A 20,601-nucleotide genomic window follows, 5' to 3' on the forward strand; every position below is an offset into this window, starting at 1 on the left:
TTGAAGTGATAACTAAAATAGTTGTTTTATCAAATTCATGATAAAATATGGTTTCTTTTAAAAACTTTACAAAAAAATTAATACGATGAAAAAAATAAAATATTCTTTGTTGCTAGTTTGCAGCATAACATTGGTCGGTTGTTTTGGTTCAGATACCACTTCGTCTAGCTCTGTTGATCGTATGATTGATAATCCAACACCAAATGAAATAAAAGTGATTATTGATGGAAATGAATTAACCATTCCAGCAAAATCAAGTGTGAATTATACATTTGAATACGGTAAGCATACACTGTCTTACGGTAATCAATCATTAAATTTTATAGCTAAACCTTCAACAACTAATAGTTCAGGATTAATTAATCCTACTCAAAGTAATTATTATTTATTAACAACTTTCTATACAACTTCAAATGTGAGTGATGAAACTTACGATAAGTTGATAGCTAAATATTTAAATTCAGTTCCAGTAATTATTAAAGGTGAACAGCAAGAGCTTGAACTACCAGTTAAAGTTATTAATGATGTTTTTATTGAGCGTCAAAAAGATTTTTGGGATTATTCAGTAGATGAACCTTATCCAGATGAAGTAACTTTACGAGGGAAAGGGCAATTTCAATCTCGAAAAATCAAATTATTCCGAGAAGATGGCTTTATTGAAGCTTTAAAAGCAGAAGGGCTTAATGAAAAAGTTGATTTTATAAATGAACATCCTAAATTTTCTGAGCTTAAAAAATATACTATACCAAATATTCAGCTAGATGCTATTACTTGTAAGAAAGGTCGCGAATTTGTTGAAACGCAGTTAAATGATTGGAATAAGCTTTTTACTCTGACAGGTAAAGATTTGGCCTTGTTATACAAACAGTTAACATCGTCTGAAACTTTTCACACGAAACATGCCATCATAACAGAATGTACGAAAGCAGGAGATTCAAATCAAAGCTATCAGTTCGCTACAAGAGAACTTGAGGGGGCATTCGATGAAACTAATCAACTTAATTTTTTTATTACTCAATAAACTAATTTAAGTAAAGGTAAATGTTTAACCGAATCGGTAATAGTTACATCTTCTTTATAATATAAGCGCCATATCTTTCGTCAGTGATAAGGCGTTAGTTTTGTTTTCATGTATATTCTTTATAGCCATTTTTTAAAGCTTCATAAATAAAGTGAGTTGTTCCTACATTAAATTTTTATCACTTTTGATGTTTACAATCTTCATACTAACCTCTAAACTAATTGATGTTCTCAACGGGGTGCCCTAAAGGGCTGAGAATGTTAGATAGGATAACATAACCCGCCGAACCTGAACTGGATCATGCCAGCGGAGGGATTTGAGTTATTGCACTTGCTCAAACCTTTTGTCTTTTATTTGCTATTTTGGAGGCAAAATGTTTTGTAAAAAATTGTTATTATCTTTGGTATTTTCGATACCTTTTATTGTAAATGCTGCCAACGTAAAACCAACCTTAACTGTTTATAGTTATAATTCCTTTATTTCAGAATGGGGACCAGGAAAAGCAATTGAGAAAGGGTTTGAAGCACAGTGTAACTGTGAACTTGAGATTGTTACATTAGGCGATGGAGTAGCGGTTTTAAATCGAATGCGACTTGAAGGTGATAGAACTAATGCCGATGTAATTTTAGGATTAGATAACAATCTTTTAGAACAGGCAAAACAAGCCAAAATAGTTATACCTCATCAAATCAATAAACCAGATAATTTAAATACCAACTGGTGGGATAGTGATTTTATGCCTTATGATTTTGGTTATTTCGCTTTTATTTATGATCAACAAAAAATCAGTAATCCACCACACAGCATGCATGAGTTAGTAGATAATAAAGTCAACTGGAAAATTATCTATCAAGACCCACGAACCAGCACTCCTGGGTTAGGTTTATTATTTTGGGTGAAAAATATATATGGTGATGATGCTGCATCTGCATGGCAGAAAATAGCAAAAAATACTGTGACAGTGACCAAAGGTTGGGGTGAAGCTTATGGCCTATTTTTAAAAGGCGAAGCTGATTTTGTGCTTAGTTATAGCACTTCGCCAGTTGCACATATTATGAATGATAATGATCATCGTTATGCTGCTGCTATTTTTGACGAAGGGCATTATCGCCAAGTCGAAGTTGCGGGTATTACTAAGTATAGTCAGCATCCCGAATTGGCACGTGCTTTTTTACAATATTTATTAACGCCTGATGTACAACGTCAATTTGCTGAAAAAAATTTCATGTATCCGATTATTAATATAACGTTGCCTGAAGCTTTTCAGCAAATTAAACCAGTCAATAAAGCACTCGAGTTTGATGCTAAGCAAGTTAAAAATAATCAAAAGAGCTGGGTGCGTGAATGGAAATCTACCATTAGTAAATAGTTTTATTCAGTATAATGTTGAAATTAAGAACGTTAATCCCTGGCATTAGTGCTGCAAGCTTGATTTTAGTTGTATTAGGTTCAGCACTATTTGCGCTTTGTTTAGTTGCTTTTGAGTCTAATAATTTAACTGTCTATTTTGATAGTTATTTATTACATGTTATTTGGATAACAATATTTCAAGCAACGTTATCAACATTGCTATCTGTGTTATTGGCAATATTGATGGCTAAAGCCCTATCGATAGTCAATTTTTGGGGTAAAAATCTATTGCTACGCATTATGCCTATCACCTTTATATTTCCTACGTTGGTTGTGGTAACGGGGTTATTATCTGTTTATGGGCAACATGGTTTATTAGCGTCGTTTTGTCATTATTTAGGTTTGCCTTTTGTGATATCCATTTATGGTTTAAAAGGTATTTTATTGGCACATATATTTCTTAATTTCCCTTATGCTTGTTGCTTGTTTTATCAAACCTTAAATAGTGTACCAGTCGAACATAAACAATTAGCTGCTCAATTGAATTTTTCGAGTTTTACTTATTTTAAATTGGTGGAATGGCCACTATTGCGTCGACAGTTGCTACCTATGGCATCGCTAATCTTTATGCTTTGTTTTTCTAGTTTTGCTATTGTATTGGCTCTAGGTGGTGGACCTAAATATACCACACTTGAAGTTGCCATTTATCAATCCATCCGTGAATTTGATTTGATACAAGCCGTGCTTTTAGCATGTTTGCAGTTGGTTTGTTGTGCTTTTTTTATGGGGTTGATGCAAAAGTTTAATTATAGCTATAAATTTAACACTCAATATGTTAAGCAAAGTTATCGTTTACCTGTTTCGTTTAGCTTAATTTTGTCGAGTTTTGTTATTATTGTTATTGGTGCATTATTTATTTTGCTACCCATCATAACTATATTAATAAAAGGTATTTATTTTTTTCAGTGGTCATTTTTTTCAGTGGCCTTTCAACGTGCAGTTATGTTTTCTTTACTAATTGCTTTTGGGGCAGCCAGTATTGCTATGCTACTAGCTTTATTATTACTCTATACAAACAGCCGATTATTGATTAATCAGCAAATAAAATGGAGTAATCGGTTAATGTTAATTGGATCGCTGATTTTAATTATTCCAAGCATGGTGCTGGCGTCTGGTTTATTTTTATTGTTATTTTCGTACGCTTATAGTTCGGTCTTTGTTTGTGTTTTGACGATGCTTTGTAACAGTTTAATGGCACTGCCATTTATATTAAAAAACCTTGCTGCACCAATGTATGATGTTACATCTCGCTATTGGCACTTAAGCCAGTCACTTAATATTACTGGTTTTTGGCATTTTTATTTAATTGAATATAAAGCACTAAAAAAGTTAATTATCCAAAGTTTTGCCTTTTCAGCAATATTATCATTGGGTGATTTTGGTATTATTGCGTTATTTGGTGGCCAGTCAGTCACAACGTTACCTTATTATTTATATGAGCAAATATCGTATTATCATTATCATGAAAGTGCCGTAACTGCTGCATTATTGCTAATATTATCTTTTAGTTTACTGGTTGTGATAGATTATGATCGAACTGAATCAAATTAATTGTCAATACGATAATTTTAAAATGCATTTTGATATCAAAATTACTGCAAAAGAAAAGGTGGTTATTGTTGGGCCAAGTGGTGCAGGTAAAAGCTCATTGTTAAGCTTGATTGCTGGATTTATTTCACCAAATTCTGGGCAAATTTTACTTAATCATCAAAATATGACTCACACTCAACCAGGAAAGCGGCCCGTTTCAATTTTATTCCAACATAATAATTTATTTGATCATTTAAATGTTGAACAAAATATTGGCTTAGGCATAAAGCCTTGTTTAAAACTAAATACATCGGAACGCCAAACAATAGATGATATGTTAGCTAAAGTTGGTTTAACTGGTTTTAATAATCGTTATCCCGAACAACTTTCAGGTGGTCAGAGTCAACGTGTTGCGTTAGCTCGTTGTTTAATTCAACGTCGACCCATTTTATTGTTAGATGAGCCATTTTCAGCTCTCGATCAAGCATTACGCTTTGAGATGTTAGCATTAGTTGATCAAATTTGCGATGAGCTCGATTTGACATTAATGATGGTCTCACACAATCTTAATGATTCGCTTAGTTATTTTTCTCGTTGTTTGGTGGTGGATAATGGACAGATCGTTTTTTATGGTTTACCAAACCAATTAAACCAACCTGAAAATAATCACATTGCAAAGATATTGGGTTTAAATATCTCAAAAAATTAATAGGTTAGCATTTAATAATTTATATATTTAAATTTAGATATTTAAAGCTTAAGGTTTTATTAATCTACCAAGCATATATTGCATTTTATGATCAATAACAAAGCAAATTAAATATCTATGCTAAACATAAAAGCAACCAACAAATTTAGCTGGTCAGCACTTATCTTTAATATTTTATTTTTCACTTATTTTTCTAGTGCATTACAGTTATATATTTTTCTTTCGGGGCATTCCAATGCAATTGGACTTCGCGATTCAATTATCTATAGTTTGATTTGGCTTATTCCTGTTTTGATTTTTCCTAATTATACAAGAAAGATTGCGACTATATTTGGTCTTATTATCGGCTGTTTGTCTTTGGTTTCAGTCGGTTATTTTGTGATTTATCGACAAGAATTTTCACAAAGTGTATTTTTTGTTATGGCAGAATCAAATTATAGTGAATCAAGCGAATTTGTTCAGCAGTATTTTAGTATTAAATTAGTTATAGTATTGATTATTTATAGTTTAGTGGGTATTTATCTTTGGAGTAAAGTCAGACCTGTTTATATTAAAACTTCTACTAAATGGATTGTATCACTATTAATAGCTATTTATGCCATAATGCCTGTGTTTATTAGTGTGATAATAAAAAAATCATCTATTGAAAAAGCCGGAACTCATTTACTAACGCGTATGGAAACAACTGTGCCATGGCAACTTATTAATAGTTATTTAGCTTATCGATCTCAACTTAAAAATATGGAAGATATTTTAAATCATTTAGACACTTTACCTCCTGTTGAAAATTTAAAAGATGCTAACGGCAATACGCCTAGGACGTTGGTGTTAGTCATTGGTGAATCAACAACACGTAATAGGATGAGTATTTATGGTTATGGGCGAAATACCACACCTCAAATTGAGCAGTTTAAAAAAGATAATGTTGATTTTGTTGTATTTAACGATGTGGTTTCATCAAGACCTTATACTATCGAAATTTTGCAACAAGCGTTAACTTTTGCTGATGAGAAGCATCCCGATTTATACCTTAAAACTCCTTCATTAATAAATCTTATGAAGCAAGCAGGGTATAAAACATTTTGGATCACTAACCAGCAGACCATGACCAAGCGTAATACCATGTTGACTATGTTTTCTAAACAAGCCGATGAACAGTTTTATATGAATAACGATCGTAATCAAAGTTCAAGACAATATGATGAATCGGTATTTGATCCTTTCAAAAAAGTGCTAGATGACAACGCTGAAAAGAAATTTATTGTTATCCATCTGCTCGGAACACATATGAAATACGAGTTCCGTTACCCAAAAGACGGTAAGTATGACCGTTTTAAAGATAAGGAAAGTATTCTATATCCTCTCGATGACGATAAAGTAGATGTATATAATAGTTATGATAATGCAATAAGTTATAACGATTATGTCACAACAACACTGTTTAATATCTTCAAAAACAGTAAAGAAAATGGTTTTATGTTATATTTTTCAGATCATGGTGAAGATGTTTATCAAACGCCACCGCATAATGTGTTAGGGCGAAACGAGAAGGCACCAACTAAAACTATGTATACTGTGCCATTTATGCTTTGGCAATCGCCAACATGGGTGGCAACGCATCCTAATAACTATCAAGCTTATGTAGATCGAAAATTTAGTACTCAAGATTTGATTCATACTTGGTCTGATTTAGCAGGGTTAAGTTATAACTTATATGTTCCTGAAAAAAGTATTGTTAATCCTAATTTTCATGAATCGATTCGTTGGATTGGCGATCCTTATGACAAGAATGGTCTAATTGATTTTGATAAATTAACTAAGTAATTCCCTTAGGTTGTTTACACAAATATTTAAGGTATAATATTGTATATTTATACAGTTATATTTGAGTATTGTGAAACCCTCTATGCGAAAAATTATTCATGTCGATATGGATTGTTTTTATGCCGCCGTTGAAATGAGAGATAATCCCCGTTATCGCAATATGCCTATTGCGGTAGGGGGGGATCCTCGTAAACGTGGCGTGGTTGCGACTGCCAATTATTTAGCTCGTCAGTATGGTATACACAGTGCTATGTCAATGGCTCAAGCCATAAAACTTTGTCCTAACCTTAAAATTATAGCGGGTAGGCATGCAGTTTATAAAGAAGTCTCCAAACAGATCCACCAAATATTTAAACGATATACTGAATCTATTGAGGCTTTATCACTCGACGAAGCTTACCTTGATGTAACTGATTGCAAACTTTGTTATGGTTCAGCGACTTTAATTGCTCAAGATATCCGTCAGGCAATTTACAAGGAGCTTGAGTTAACTGCATCGGCAGGCGTTGCTCCACTTAAGTTTCTTGCCAAAATAGCCTCTGATATGAATAAACCTAATGGCCAATATGTAATAACACCAGATAACGTTGATAGTTTTATAGAGCAGCTACCGTTAAAAAAAATCCCAGGTGTGGGTAAGGTCACGGAAAAAAAATTAGCTCAATTGGGACTATTTACATGCAATGATATTGTTAATTATGATGTAACTAAATTAATTACCCAATTCGGTAAATTTGGAAGAATACTATATGAGCGATGTCAAGGTATTGATGATCGTGAAGTGTGTAATGACAGGCAACGTAAATCGGTAGGGGTAGAGCGTACTTTAACTGATGATATTCATAGTTGGGAAGAGTGTTTATTGCAGTTCGATCCATTATTTGATGAAATGGAAAAACGGTTAAGCAAAGTTCGTGCTGATTTATCGATTGCTCGGCAAGGCGTAAAATTTAAGTTTGACGATTTTCAGCTAACTACGCAAGAACATGTTTGGTCTAAATTGGATAAAGCTGATTTAATTGAGCAAGCGCATAAAGTTTGGTTAGAACGGCGTAATGGGCGTGGAGTTCGGTTAATTGGTTTTCATGTAACGTTAATCGATCCGCAAGTTGAAAAGCAGTTGATTTTTCAGTTTTAGCCCTTTTAACCATAAAAATGAGGATGCAGGCAAAGCCTTCAAACATCCTCATAACAAATGATAGCTAAGCTAATAATGATTATTTCAAACTTGCACCGTTAGTACTAATGACTTCTTTGTACCATTCAAAAGAGTCTTTTTTATAGCGTTTCATACTACCGTTACCTTCATTATCACGGTCAACATAAATTACGCCATAACGTTTTTTCATTTCGCCAGTAGTGAATGATACAACATCAATAATTCCCCAAGCAGTGTAACCCATTACATCAACACCATCATAATCTATAGCGGTTTGCATGGCTTTGATATGGGCACCTAAATATTCAATACGTGGTTTATCGTGTATTTGATTACCGTTTTCGAGTTCATCAATTGCACCAAAACCATTTTCGACAATAAATAGCGGTAATTGATATCGATCATACAGACGGTTAAGTGTATAACGTAAACCTTCAGGATCAATTGGCCAACCCCAATCGCTGCTTTTTATATAAGGATTTTCAACCGCATTAGGTAGTGCACCGTTAACTATGTTGTCACGATTATCATTTTTGGCATCAGCTTTAACGACAGTAGACATATAATAGCTAAAGCCAATGTAATCAACCGTACCTTTTTTCAAATAACCTAAATCTTCTTCGGTAATATCAAGTTTATATCCTTCACGCTCAAATTCTTTTAATGCATAAGCTGGATAGTAGCCGCGAACGTGAACATCAGGGAAGAAGAATCGTTGATGCATGGCAATTTCTGAAGCCATCATATCTTCAGGATTACAAGAATATGGATAAATTGGCACATGCGATACCATACAACCAATTTGAAAATCAGGATTAATTTTTTTACCTGCTATTACTGCTTTAGCACTGGCTAACAGTTCATAGTGTGCAACTTGGTACAGAACTTCTTGCGGATTTTCATCAGGTTTAACTTGTACGCCAGAGTTAGTCCAAAAGAAGATAGGATTACTAGTATCCATTTGATTATTGATTTCGTTAAATGTCATCCAGTATTTAACTTTATTTTTATAACGTTCAAAACATGCAGTAGCAAAGCGCTCAAAAAATTCAACAGTCTTACGGTTTCTAAAACCACCATAATGACGAGCAATATGTAAAGGCATTTCAAAATGGGATAATGTGATAACTGGCTCAATGCCGTGAGCTATTAGTTCATCAAAAACATCATCATAAAAGCGAAGACCTTCTTCATTTGGTTCAAGTTCATCACCCTTTGGAAAAATTCGAGTCCACGCGATCGAGGTGCGTAGACATTTAAGGCCTAATTCGGCAAAAAGCTTGATATCGTCTTTATAACGATGATAAAAATCAATTGCTGTATGGTTTGGATAAAATTTACCCGCTTCGATATCTTGAGTGATTTGTCTTGCAACGCCATGAGCACCTGCGGTCATAACATCAACAACACTTGGGCCTTTACCGCCTTCATTCCAACCGCCTTCAAATTGGTGAGCGGCTAAAGCACCGCCCCATAAAAATGGTTTTTTAGTCATTTTTTATTCCTTGTTATTGCTTAATGTTAAATATGATATCATCAACTGTTACTTGTGTTTTATCGGTTAATGAAATTTGTTGATACTGATCGGTATTAACAATAATAATTGGGGTAATTAATGGATAACCTGCTTGCTTAATTGCCTCAGGATTGAAGCTGATTAGCAAATCACCTTTTTTTACTTTTTGATGTAATTCAACATGATATTCAAACTCATTGTTAGTTAAATTAACTGTATCAATACCCACGTGAATTAACAATTCGACGCCATTATCTAATGTTAACCCAATGGCATGTTTAGAATTTTCAAATACTGCAGTTACCTCGCCATCAAAAGGCGCATAAACGTGATTATCAGTAGGTTCAATTGCAATCCCTTCTCCCATGAGTTTTTGTGAAAAAGCAGGATCGGGCACTTCGCTTAGTGGTAAAGCATGACCTGTCATCGGGCTTGTGATGTCAACTTCATCAAGAAGAATCTTAGGATTATCATCTTCAATATTGATATTTTCTTGACTATTAACTGTATCTTGTATGGTTTCGCCAGTTCCCAAAATTTGGATCAAAACTACTGGTCCTAAAAGAGCAATAAGTGAACCAATCAAGACACCAATAAATGAACCAGGATTATTTGGGCTAATTGCATTAACGATAGTTAGTGGACCTGGTAAACCAGCGTAAGCAACATAGTGAGGAGCAAAAAATCCTGCCACAATACCACCACAAGATGCAGAAATACAACCATAAATAAATGGTTTTTTAAAGCGTAAGTTAACACCATAAATAGCAGGTTCGGTTATACCAAATAAGCCAGTGATAAAAGCAGATAATGAAATACCTTTCATCTCTTGGGTTTTGGTTTTTAAATAAAAACCTAATGCTGCACCGACTTGACCAATAACGGCAATGGTTTGAAATGCTTGGAAAGAATCTTGACCATACTGCTTAAAGTTTTCGACGATAACAGGTGTGATCCCCCAATGTACACCAAAAATAACAAAGACTTGCCAAACGGCTCCAATAATCCCACCAGCTATTGAAGGTGCTAGACTGACAAACCAATTATAGCCGTTGGCAATGTATTGTGCACCATTTGCGGTTAATGGACCAACAACAAGTAATGTTAAAGGTACCATAATGACAAGACTAAATAATGGCAATAAAACGGGTTTTATAATGCTATGCAGTCTAGGCTCTAAAAATCGTTCTAAATAAGAAAGTAACCAAACTAAAAAGAGTGGTGGTAAAACGGTTGAAGCATAAGTGGTTTGTGATAGTGCAATACCAAATAGATCAATTTCTTGTCCTTCGCTAATTAGTTTTGCAAACTCTGTCCATGTCGGTGATAACAGCGCAGCACAACAAGCAACAGCGATATATAAGTTACAACGAAAATGCTGAGAAGCTGTAATGGCAATAAAGATAGGTAAAAAGAAAAAAGGTGCCCAAGAGATGAAATTGAATACCTCAAAAGTCCCCGTTTTTTCTAGCTCAGGGCAGGCTAATTTAAGTAAAATCAAGATACCTTGCAAAATTCCTGATGCGGCTAAAATATAGACAAACGGGGCGAATACAGCCGACATTGTCGCAATGATGCGATTTAATATGTTGTTATCATTTCCTGCTTCAATTTTGTTATCAGTATTAACTAGCTGAGTAAAAGCGTTATAGACTTTATCAACATGTGTACCAATAACCACTTGGATTTGACCGCCTTTTTCAACAACGGTAATCACACCCGGCAATTTAGCAATGTTTTCTTTTGCATGATCTGGTGTGTGTTGGGTAACAAGGCGAAGGCGTGTTGCACAGCGAGAAACGGTAACAATATTCTTCTCACCACCTAACTCATTTAAAATATCAACAGCTAGCTTGTTATAATCTCTAATTTTTGATGACATCCATAAACTCCTTAAAAGCAATTCAGTAAGATTATTTTATAGACAATTTCAAAATTGTTAATTAACAATTATATTGTTTGTGATCTAGATCGAGTTTTTATATTATTTAATTTAAAACTAAAAATAAGCTGTATAAAATACTACTTCAATTATTGATTAAATTAATAATATAAACAAATGATTAAATATCAAGAAGTTGCAAAAAAAATCAAACAGATGATTTATCAAAAAAAACTATCCAAAGGCACTCAGCTTGCTAATATTGACGGGTTAATTAATCAATATCAGGTCAGTCGTAGTACAATTGTTAAAGCGCTTAATTGTCTTGAGCGGCAGGGCGTTATTTATCAAGTGCAAGGTAGTGGTATTTTTGTTCGTGAACGTAAAAAAAGAGGCTATCTCAATTTTTTGCAAAGTCATGGTTTTACTGTCGATCTAGAAGATGTTTATGGTTCTTCGACAGTACTTAATGTTGATATCATCAAGCCCAGTGCAAAAGTTAAAGAAAATCTACAATGTGATGATAACGAAGAAGTCTATTTTGTTAAAAGATTGCGCTATGTTGAAGATAAATTATATGGCTTAGAACAGTCATATTACCGTAAAAAGTTAATTTGTTATTTAAATAAAGAAATTGTAGAAAACTCAATTTTTAATTACATTCAGGAAAATTATAATATTAATATTGGTTTTTCTGATAAATATTTACAGGTAATAAAACTTGATGAAAAAATGGCGCCATGTTTAGGATTGCAACCTGGCGAACCTGCACTTTGTGTTGAAGAAATATTTTATACCTCGTCAGGTGAACCTTTTGATTTTTCAAAAATCATTTATCATTACGAAAATGCAAGATTTTGTATACAAAATCACTCAAAGTAAGTTTGAATGATGAATTATTAGGAAGATGAATAAGAAATCGATCATTCATCTTCCTTTAATTATTAGCAAATTTAACTGTTAACAATTAAATTTCACCACCAACACCCTTAAACTTTTCAACCAATGCGGCGATCTTTTCAAAGACTCGGTTCTTTTTAATTAAATATTGAGGATTCAGTGGGCTCATTTTTGGTAAAATCTCGTTCAACTCTGTGCCGTTTTCGGTTGCATATTTTCGCTTTAATGATGATGCAATATAGCGTTTTGTTGCCGCTTCATTTAAATTTTCATCTTCAATTAAGGAATTAAGCTCTACCTGTAACTCTTGCTGTGCATACAAGAAAAACGCATCAATAATCGAGGCTTTATCTGGAATAGTATCAAGATCAGTTTGTTTTATAAACTCAACAACTAGCTCTTCTTTAGCTCGATTTTCTAAGCTTGATCGAATTAATCGCTTAGCATCTTCGACAATGTCCTGTTTGGTTTTTTCTTGTTTATTTTGTTCATAAATTAACTCAAGAATATAATCCAGATTGATCTCTTGCGATTTTAATAGATCAATTTCGAAAACCACATCATCCCAGTCAAATCTTTGCTGATCTTGTTGATTGGCTTCTTTTTCTCGGCGTAGCCAATCACGAATATCATTATAAGTTGAACGATAATTTTGAATTGTGCGGTCAGTCGGTAGTTTAACTGCTTGCATTTTTTGCAGATCTTCATCAGTCACATAATGCTTATTTTTAAACGCTAAAACTGCCTGCGCATCTGTCATATCTAATTGTTGGAAATCCTTTAATGCAACAAATTCATCATAATTTTGTAATATATTGTCAGCACGTAAGTACTCACCAAATAATTTAACAAACTCTTTTTTATCTTTTTCTTTGATAATTTCATCAGGGCGTGGGAACTTTTCTTGTAACTCGGCAACGATGGCTAGATAGCCATTGTGGAAATTACCTGAATCTTTATCAGTAAACCCTTCCATGTATTCCTTAAAGCTTTTTTCTAACACTACTTCATGAGTATTACTTTTACCAAATGTTTTTATTGCATCAATGGTCGCTTGTTCTAAATCACGAAACGCCACAATATTACCAAAGGTTTTGGTGGCATTATAGATACGATTGGTGCGTGAAAAGGCTTGAATTAACCCATGATACCGCAGGTTTTTGTCAACAAATAGGGTATTAAGTGTTGGGGCATCAAAGCCTGTAAGGAACATGCCAACGACAATTAATAGATCGACTTCTTGATTTTTTACTTTTAAAGATAAATCGCGATAATAGTTCTGAAACTGCTCACTGCTGACATCATAGTTTGACTTAAATTCCTGATTATAGTCATCAATAGCCATTGCTAAAAACTCTTTAGCACTTTGATTTAAGGCATCTATTTCAAAACTTTCATCGGCAAAATTACCTTGAGCATCTTGTTCTTCATTAGCAGAATAAGAAAATATCGTGGCTATTTTTAGCGGTTGATTTGCACCTTCTTGTAATTTTTTGAATGACTCATAATAGAGTTTAGCCGCATCTACACTACTCACTGCAAACATGGCATTGAACCCTTTACTTTTGCCCATTAATCGGTGGGTTTTTTGTTTAAAATTATTCAGAATATATTGTGTGATTTGCTCAATACGGTTTGGGTGGAGCAATGCTTTTTTATTTTCAGCAGCGCTGAGTTTTTCGAGATTTTGTTCTTGCTCTATCGATTTAAAATTAGGACGCACATCATTATAGTCAACTTTAAATTTTAGTACCTTTTCGTCACGAATTGCATCGGTTAATACATAAGCGTGCAGTTCACGACCAAAAACATCCGCTGTAGTTTGCGTTCCGATTGCGTTAGTATGCATAATCGGCGTACCAGTAAAACCAAATTGGTAATATTTTTTAAATTTACGCTTTAAGTTTTTTTGAGCTTCGCCAAATTGGGAGCGGTGCGCTTCGTCAAAAATAAATACAACGTGCTTATCATAGATCGCTAAGTTATCGTCGCTTTTGATCAAGTTATTAAGTTTTTGAATGGTAGTAACAATAATTTTATTATCGGTTTTCTCAATATTGCGCTTAAGCCCTGCGGTACTATTTGAACCATTCACACTATCTTTTGAAAATTTTTGATACTCTTTCATGGTTTGATAATCCAGATCTTTACGATCCACCACAAAAAAAACTTTATCAATAAATTCTAATTCGGTTGCAAGGCGTGCCGTTTTGAAACTGGTTAGTGTCTTACCAGAACCTGTTGTGTGCCAAATAAAACCACCACTTTGTAAGCTACTCCACTTTTTGGCATGATAAGCGCTAATGATTTTCCATAATATACGCTCGGTGGCGGCAATTTGGTAAGGGCGCATAATTAACAATGTGTCATTCACATCAAGCACCGAATAAGTCAATAACACATTTAACAGCGTTCGGCTAGCAAAAAAGGTTGCGGTAAAGTCTTTTAGATCTTTTATCGGCTCGTTTTTAACATTCGCCCAATTCATTGTAAAATCAAAGCTATTTTTGTCACGTTTAGTCGTGTTAGCAAAATAGCGCGTATCGGTACCATTTGAAATAACAAACAGTTGTAAATATTTAAATAGTGAATTGTCTTGATTAAAGCTCTCTTTACTATAGCGATGCACTTGATTAAAGGCTTCACGAATAGCAATACCACGTTTTTTTAGTTCAACTTGAACAAGTGGCAAGCCATTAACTAAAATCGTCACATCATAACGATTTGCATAATTACCTGTTTGCTGAAATTGATGGATAACTTGTAATTTATTATTAGTAACCTCTTTTTTATCTAACAACTTGATATTTTGAATATGGCCGTCATCAAAAACAAAATCGTAAATATGATCGTGGTGGATTTTGCGACTTTTATCGATCATCGATTCATTGGGTTTATCCAAATACTCTAATACAAAACGTTGCCATTCATCATCCGTAAATTGCATTTTGTTTAGTGTTTGCAACTGCTCACGAATATTGGCTAATAACTTTTCATGTGTATTTAAATTTGGTAAGTATTCATAACCTTGTCGAGCTAAATCATGAATAAATTCATTTTCTAAATCCGTTTCAGTCTGATAAACAGCAGCCGATTCTTCAAGTTTGTTGTAGTTATCTAAAATAATGTAGCTATTGGTTTCGGCGATGGGGGTTGTTCTAATTATCATAGTTATTCATCCATAATGTTTCAATTATGTTAAGTTTTAAAGATTCACTAAATTCATTCTCATTAATAATAGAATCGATTATTTCAAGTAGTAAATTATCGTTTATTTTTCCTTCAGCTAACCATACAACAATTTCTTCCATTTCTTGAATAAATTTTTTAACGCAGTATTGATAATTGTTTAATTCTAAAAAATAGGCAGCTAAAGCTAAACTAGAGCGCTTGTTACCATCATTAAATGGGTGAAATTTATTAACAGCATAAATTAAATGTTTGAGTTTTTCTTCAAATGAAGGGTAATAATCATCATTTTGAATATGCTCTAACGCACTATCAAGTAATCCTATTTCACGTTGTCCAGGCATTCCACCACTGTTATCTATGATCCAATCGTGTAATTTAATAGCATGTTTTATATCAAAATAAAATATGGATGGTTTCATCTATCTTTTAACCTTTTGAAAACGGCTAAAGTTTCAGGATCGGATAATCGCTCTTCTAGAGATTTACTTGTTTCTCCCAAAAACTTATCAAAGTCGCTTTGTGGTACGGATTGAATATAGGCTTCTAGTTTATTGTGCAAAGCATCTCGAAAACATAAATCGCGACTAGCCATTTTAGCTCTAGCATCATGTATATGTGGCACTAAATAAGGGTTTTGTGACGCACTTTCGATTAATTTATCCATTTCATCGGTTGTTAATTTTCGCTCAAGCTTTTCTGATGCCTGCTTCATTTCTATCGCTAGTCCATGCTCGAAACTCGCAATAGCATTAAGTACTTCAGCATACATAGTTTGCCTTACACAGTCTTTTTCTGTTAAGGTTAAAATCTTTTTATATTCAGCTGCATTTTCTAAAAAAACAATTTCGTATATTCTATTTGTGTATTTAGCATATTTCCATTTATTAGCATCTAAATAGAGGTTTAAAGCCTCTGTAAACTCTTTTCGATAGTTATACTCTTTGTAAGCTGATGGCAAATAGTCTTCATCGCGTTGATTAATGTATTTAGTATGTCCACCTGATTTTTGAACCATAACGTCAAGGACAATATCAAGGATTTTACTTCTAATTAATTTTGCTTTTTCGCTTTCTGTTACTAACATAGCGATATTAAGGACAGTTCTAAATGAAAATATACCTAAGGACGGGGCTCTTGATATGTCGACGACATTCATGTCGTCGACATACTCCTTGAATGATTTTAATTCTTTACCTTTTATTATTTTATAGCCATTTTTTATAAGCTCATCTTTATGGCTTTCTATATATCTGTCGATTGTTCGTTCATCAATAGTTAAAATTTGCGCTACTTGTGTTTTTGTAAAAAAAGTTTTATCGCACCAACAAATCCCACCTAGTGCAAGCGTTGATTCTATTTTTTCCAGTGCAAAGTTATTATTTAAAATATTTTGCCGGCTAATCGTAGAAGTCGTTAAATCTTTTGTCATTGTGTCTCCACGGAAAAGTTAAGTAATAAATTCCGATAGTACTCGTACTGTTTTTGGCGTAATTCAATCTCACGCGGTAAACCCTCCGTGATTGAGTTGGTGAGCACATCAAATTTATCTAGGATTTCAACAATACGTGCTTGTTCCTTGAGTGGGGGGATGGGGATATTGATATTATCTAAAATAGCTTTAGTTAAACTTGGTCTACCTGATCCTGTATCTAACTTGGTTAGATCTATTGTTTTCATATAATAATAAAAAAATTTAGGGATGATTTCTTCTTCATCTATTTCTGTGTAGTAGATTGTATCAACATTCCAAAATGGTGATTCAAGATAAAAAATATTTGTGATTGAACCTTTACGTGGAATTAGTACTGTCGGTTTATTATATGCATGTGTATTAACATAGCCCATAACTCCTCCCGTACCATAAACAGGAATATCGCCATCACCTAATTTTTTCCAATCTTTACCATTTTTAATTTTCGCAATCTCTCCCAAATTCTTCCACTCAACCTCATCCTCTTGAAAGGTCAACAATTTATCTCGATAATAGTTGTATTGTTTTTTTCGTGTAGTAAGCTCTGCTGTGAGCTCTGCTGTGAGAGCTGTGAATGTGTCTAAAATACGGGCTATTTCGGTTTGAACGTGAAGCGGAGGAATAGGAATAGACGTTTCTTTTGCATTAGACCAATGTCTTTTATATGAAAGCTCTTTATGATAAAAATTCTTAAATGCATAATAAATATATTTTGTATTATCATTTTTAGTTTTAAGAATTTTTATTCCATCAGCACCTTGAATGAAAGAAAAATCGACATATTTTATGTGTTCTGAATGATCACCAAAAATGATATATTCTCCCGATTCAATAGGTTGAATATTCTCATTACTATAACCAGCAATAAATTGTTCACCTTGGTCAATAATAGGAATTTTTCCTGATTTGCTGTATCTATCTTTTTTTACTTTTGATTGTGCTGTTAGTATAGTAGTAACTTCCCCCAGCGTCTTCCACTCAACCTCAACACCTTTTAATAACTCAGTTATATTATTACGTTTAATCATCCCTCAATCTCCGCCACAATTGCGTCAATTTGGGATCGTAAGCTTTCAATTTTTGCTACGGTATCTTTTATTTCGGCATTAAGCTGGGTGATATCAATCACTTCACGGGTATCTTCGGCTTCAACATACGAACTGACGGATAGATTATAGTCATTTTGCGCAATGGTTTGATTATCGACCGATTTAGCAAAATATTCGATATCTTGCTTGCTAGCAAATACTTGCATAATTTCTTGAATATGTTCATCAGTGAGCACATTATTATTGGTCTCTTTTTTAAACAGTTTGCTGGCATCAATAAATTGTGTTGTTTTGGCGGTTTTATTTTTGGCAAGCACCAAAATATTAACCGCAATCGATGTGCCATAAAATAAGTTTGGTGCGAGCGAGATTACGGTTTCAACAAAATCATTATCGACCAAATATTTACGAATTTTTTGTTCTGCACCACCACGATAAAATATCCCCGGAAAGGTAACAATTGCCGCTCGCCCACACTCGGACAAATAACTTAATGCATGCATAATAAAAGCAAAATCAGCTTTGGATTTTGGCGCAAGCACACTAGCAGGTGCATAGCGGTCATCATTGATTAAGGTTGGATCATCACTACCAATCCATTTAATTGAATAAGGTGGATTAGAAACGATTGCATCAAATGGCTTTTCATCACCAAAATGTGGGTTAATTAGCGTGTCACCTAGTGCGATCTCGAATTTATTGTAATTGATATTATGTAAAAACATATTCATTCGAGCAAGGTTATAGGTAGTATGGTTGATTTCTTGACCGAAGAATCCATCCTCAATAATATGATCCTCAAACTGCTTTTTCGCTTGTAACAATAAAGAGCCTGATCCTGCCGCTGGATCATAGATTTTATTGACCTTTTTTTGATTATGTAAGGCTAATTGCGAGATCAGCTTGGACACATTCGGTGGCGTAAAAAACTCGCCTCCTGATTTACCAGCATTCGAGGCATAATTAGAAATCAAATACTCATAAGCATCGCCAAACAGATCGATTTTATTGTCTGCAAAATTACCAAAATCCAGTTCGGCCACACCATTAAGTACTGCCGCTAACCGTTTGTTTTTATCGGCAACTGTATTACCTAATCGGTTACTGGTAGTATCAAAATCGGCAAATAATCCTTTAATATCGCTTTCTGAAGGGTAACCAATGGCTGAGCTTTCAATCGCATTAAAAATATTTGCCAAGTCAGTATTTAAACTTGGATTGGTATTAGCTTCAGCTACAATTTTACAAAATAATTGGCTAGGATAAATAAAATAGCCTTTGGTTTTTATTGCGTCTTTTTTAACTTCATCGTTAATGACATCGTCGGATAAAGTGCTGTAATCGATACTCTCATCGCCACCTTCAATATAATTGGCAAAATTCTCACTAATAAAGCGATAAAACAAAGAACCAAGTACATATTGTTTAAAATCCCAACCATCGACAGCACCACGGACTTCGTCGGCAATTTTCCAAATTTGTCGTTGTAGTTGATCGCGTTGTTGCGTTTCGGTAATTGATTTAGCGTTATTAGATGTCATATTTTTCAAAATTCCTAAATAAAAAATAGGTGCTGCCTAATTAGAAAGTAACTGATTTTTACTTTCATATTAGTCATTTTATAGCTACCTGTTATAGGTGCTATAGCATAGCTGATTTGTTATTATTTTTCCATCTGGGGCGTATATTAAAAACTCAGCCAATGGGTATTTTGAACTTTAAGGTTGGGAAATCTTAAAAAATAACAAAGCAACAAAATCTAAAAACAAAACCCTTTTTTTAGCTATATTTTAAAAGTTAATAAAATCAATAAATTAAATTTATCTCTAAAAAAAGGGTTTTTAAAACCTAAATACCTATTTGCCTTTTTACATACTATATTGATAGTATATTAGCTTCTAGTTCACTGCCGTGTAGGCAGTTTAGAAAACTTAGAAAGCCTTATCGGAAAAGGCTTTGCGGTTCACTGCCGTGTAGGCAGTTTAGAAATCGCCCGGCAGATAGTAGCGTCGTAAAATCAAGTTCACTGCCGTGTAGGCAGTTTAGAAAACTTTATCCTTAATGTATTTCGAACTATTAAAGTTCACTGCCGTGTAGGCAGTTTAGAAATGTTTCGCTAATTGATTGCTCAAGTGATTTAAGTTCACTGCCGTGTAGGCAGTTTAGAAAGGAAATTAACGGGGTTACATATCAATTACAAAGTTCACTGCCGTGTAGGCAGTTTAGAAAACTTGTCACTAAAAAAACTTTTAACAGCATTAGTTCACTGCCGTGTAGGCAGTTTAGAAAATTAAAACAACAGCAAACACTAAAAAACGAGAGTTCACTGCCGTGTAGGCAGTTTAGAAAAAATGAAATATGTAAAATTCGTCTTGTCTACCGTTCACTGCCGTGTAGGCAGTTTAGAAATTTCAGCTCATCTGATAGTTCTAGCAGCTCCTGTTCACTGCCGTGTAGGCAGTTTAGAAAATGCGAGGGTAGACAATAACGGCTCTTCGGCAGTTCACTGCCGTGTAGGCGGTATTTTGTATAAAAGTAGAAATTTCTGTATAACTGGTTGATTTTAATGAAAATAAAAAATTAAATAAAATCAATGCTCTACCTGAACGATTTTATGGGCGTAATACATCCCATAACATGGTAAGGATTATATGTCCATTGGTTGTTAGGTAATTCACTAATTCCTTAGTTTAGAAATTATCACCAATATTCATTATTTTCACAAAAGTTAAGACTTACAAAACCTAACACCGTATTCTAATTAAAAAATTGCATAAAAAACTAGCCAAGTTTTTTTAAAATAGCTATACTTTAATCTCCTTAAAGGAATAGTTCATTAAACAATCAAATAAACATAAAAATTAAAATAAATCATTAATTTACTTGACAGGTGAACCGTAATGCATTATCATTTTAGACACCAGACACCAGACACCAG

14 protein-coding genes, 1 CRISPR repeat array and 1 riboswitch are annotated in these 20,601 nt (G+C 33.8%); of the genes, 7 read left to right on the forward strand and 7 right to left on the reverse strand.

Annotated elements, in window-relative coordinates:
• Positions 1–85: 85 nt before the first annotated feature.
• The 6 genes from ACGH6Q_RS04160 to dinB all read left to right on the forward strand — a co-directional run bounded on the left by ACGH6Q_RS04160 (position 86) and on the right by dinB (position 7,632).
• Complete coding sequence (locus ACGH6Q_RS04160; protein WP_143422084.1) at positions 86–1,021, forward strand: hypothetical protein; 936 nt, start codon at positions 86–88, stop codon at positions 1,019–1,021.
• 224 nt (positions 1,022–1,245) lie between these two features.
• Positions 1,246–1,354, forward strand: a riboswitch (TPP riboswitch).
• A 40-nt stretch (positions 1,355–1,394) separates the two neighbouring features.
• The gene (thiB, locus tag ACGH6Q_RS04165) at positions 1,395–2,390 is read left to right on the forward strand and encodes a thiamine ABC transporter substrate binding subunit (RefSeq protein ID WP_411592034.1); all 996 of its coding nucleotides are present in this window, start codon (positions 1,395–1,397) and stop codon (positions 2,388–2,390) included.
• Between the two features lie 14 nt (positions 2,391–2,404).
• Positions 2,405–3,982: a thiamine/thiamine pyrophosphate ABC transporter permease gene (gene thiP, locus ACGH6Q_RS04170; RefSeq protein ID WP_411592036.1), complete on the forward strand. Its 1,578-nt coding sequence runs from the start codon at positions 2,405–2,407 to the stop codon at positions 3,980–3,982.
• Complete coding sequence (gene thiQ / locus ACGH6Q_RS04175) at positions 3,960–4,670, forward strand: thiamine ABC transporter ATP-binding protein ThiQ (RefSeq protein WP_065589937.1); 711 nt, start codon at positions 3,960–3,962, stop codon at positions 4,668–4,670. The genes thiP and thiQ overlap by 23 nt, the downstream gene beginning before the upstream one ends.
• Before the next feature lie 117 nt (positions 4,671–4,787).
• The gene (gene cptA / locus ACGH6Q_RS04180) at positions 4,788–6,494 is read left to right on the forward strand and encodes a phosphoethanolamine transferase CptA (RefSeq protein WP_411592037.1); all 1,707 of its coding nucleotides are present in this window, start codon (positions 4,788–4,790) and stop codon (positions 6,492–6,494) included.
• A gap of 82 nt (positions 6,495–6,576) precedes the next feature.
• Complete coding sequence (gene dinB, locus ACGH6Q_RS04185) at positions 6,577–7,632, forward strand: DNA polymerase IV (protein ID WP_065611232.1); 1,056 nt, start codon at positions 6,577–6,579, stop codon at positions 7,630–7,632.
• Between the two features lie 79 nt (positions 7,633–7,711).
• Here the strand turns inward: dinB and ACGH6Q_RS04190 are convergent, their stop codons facing one another.
• On the reverse strand, positions 7,712–9,148 hold the full coding sequence (locus ACGH6Q_RS04190; RefSeq protein WP_411592038.1) for a 6-phospho-beta-glucosidase: 1,437 nt from the start codon (positions 9,146–9,148) through the stop codon (positions 7,712–7,714).
• A 13-nt stretch (positions 9,149–9,161) separates the two neighbouring features.
• Positions 9,162–11,051: a beta-glucoside-specific PTS transporter subunit IIABC gene (locus ACGH6Q_RS04195; RefSeq protein WP_411592040.1), complete on the reverse strand. Its 1,890-nt coding sequence runs from the start codon at positions 11,049–11,051 to the stop codon at positions 9,162–9,164.
• A 177-nt stretch (positions 11,052–11,228) separates the two neighbouring features.
• On the opposite strand from ACGH6Q_RS04195, the gene ACGH6Q_RS04200 reads away from it, so the two are divergent.
• Entirely contained in the window at positions 11,229–11,933 is a 705-nt protein-coding gene (locus ACGH6Q_RS04200) for a GntR family transcriptional regulator (protein ID WP_296318191.1), read from the forward strand.
• 85 nt (positions 11,934–12,018) lie between these two features.
• Here ACGH6Q_RS04200 and ACGH6Q_RS04205 read toward each other — a convergent pair whose 3' ends face one another.
• Genes ACGH6Q_RS04205 through ACGH6Q_RS04225 form a run of 5 tightly spaced genes read right to left on the reverse strand, consistent with a single transcriptional unit; the run spans position 12,019 to position 19,204 of the window.
• Entirely contained in the window at positions 12,019–15,120 is a 3,102-nt protein-coding gene (locus tag ACGH6Q_RS04205; RefSeq protein WP_411592042.1) for a type I restriction endonuclease subunit R, read from the reverse strand.
• A complete protein-coding gene (locus ACGH6Q_RS04210; protein WP_065589930.1) occupies positions 15,110–15,562 on the reverse strand; it encodes a type II toxin-antitoxin system death-on-curing family toxin in 453 nt (150 codons plus the stop codon). The genes ACGH6Q_RS04205 and ACGH6Q_RS04210 overlap by 11 nt, the downstream gene beginning before the upstream one ends.
• Positions 15,559–16,572, reverse strand: coding sequence for a hypothetical protein (locus ACGH6Q_RS04215; protein ID WP_034911642.1), 1,014 nt, complete (start codon positions 16,570–16,572; stop codon positions 15,559–15,561). Before ACGH6Q_RS04215 ends, ACGH6Q_RS04210 begins: the two co-directional genes overlap by 4 nt.
• The gene (locus ACGH6Q_RS04220; protein ID WP_296318188.1) at positions 16,569–17,642 is read right to left on the reverse strand and encodes a restriction endonuclease subunit S; all 1,074 of its coding nucleotides are present in this window, start codon (positions 17,640–17,642) and stop codon (positions 16,569–16,571) included. The genes ACGH6Q_RS04215 and ACGH6Q_RS04220 overlap by 4 nt, the downstream gene beginning before the upstream one ends.
• Positions 17,639–19,204, reverse strand: a complete 1,566-nt coding sequence (locus ACGH6Q_RS04225; protein ID WP_411592044.1) for a type I restriction-modification system subunit M — start codon at positions 19,202–19,204, stop codon at positions 17,639–17,641. Before ACGH6Q_RS04225 ends, ACGH6Q_RS04220 begins: the two co-directional genes overlap by 4 nt.
• Positions 19,205–19,564: 360 nt before the next feature.
• Positions 19,565–20,132: direct repeats of the CRISPR family, unit length 28 nt; unit sequence GTTCACTGCCGTGTAGGCAGTTTAGAAA.
• Positions 20,133–20,601: the final 469 nt, after the last annotated feature.

This window comes from Gilliamella sp. BG2 (assembly GCF_046635645.1).
Taxonomy (GTDB): domain Bacteria; phylum Pseudomonadota; class Gammaproteobacteria; order Enterobacterales; family Orbaceae; genus Gilliamella; species Gilliamella bombi.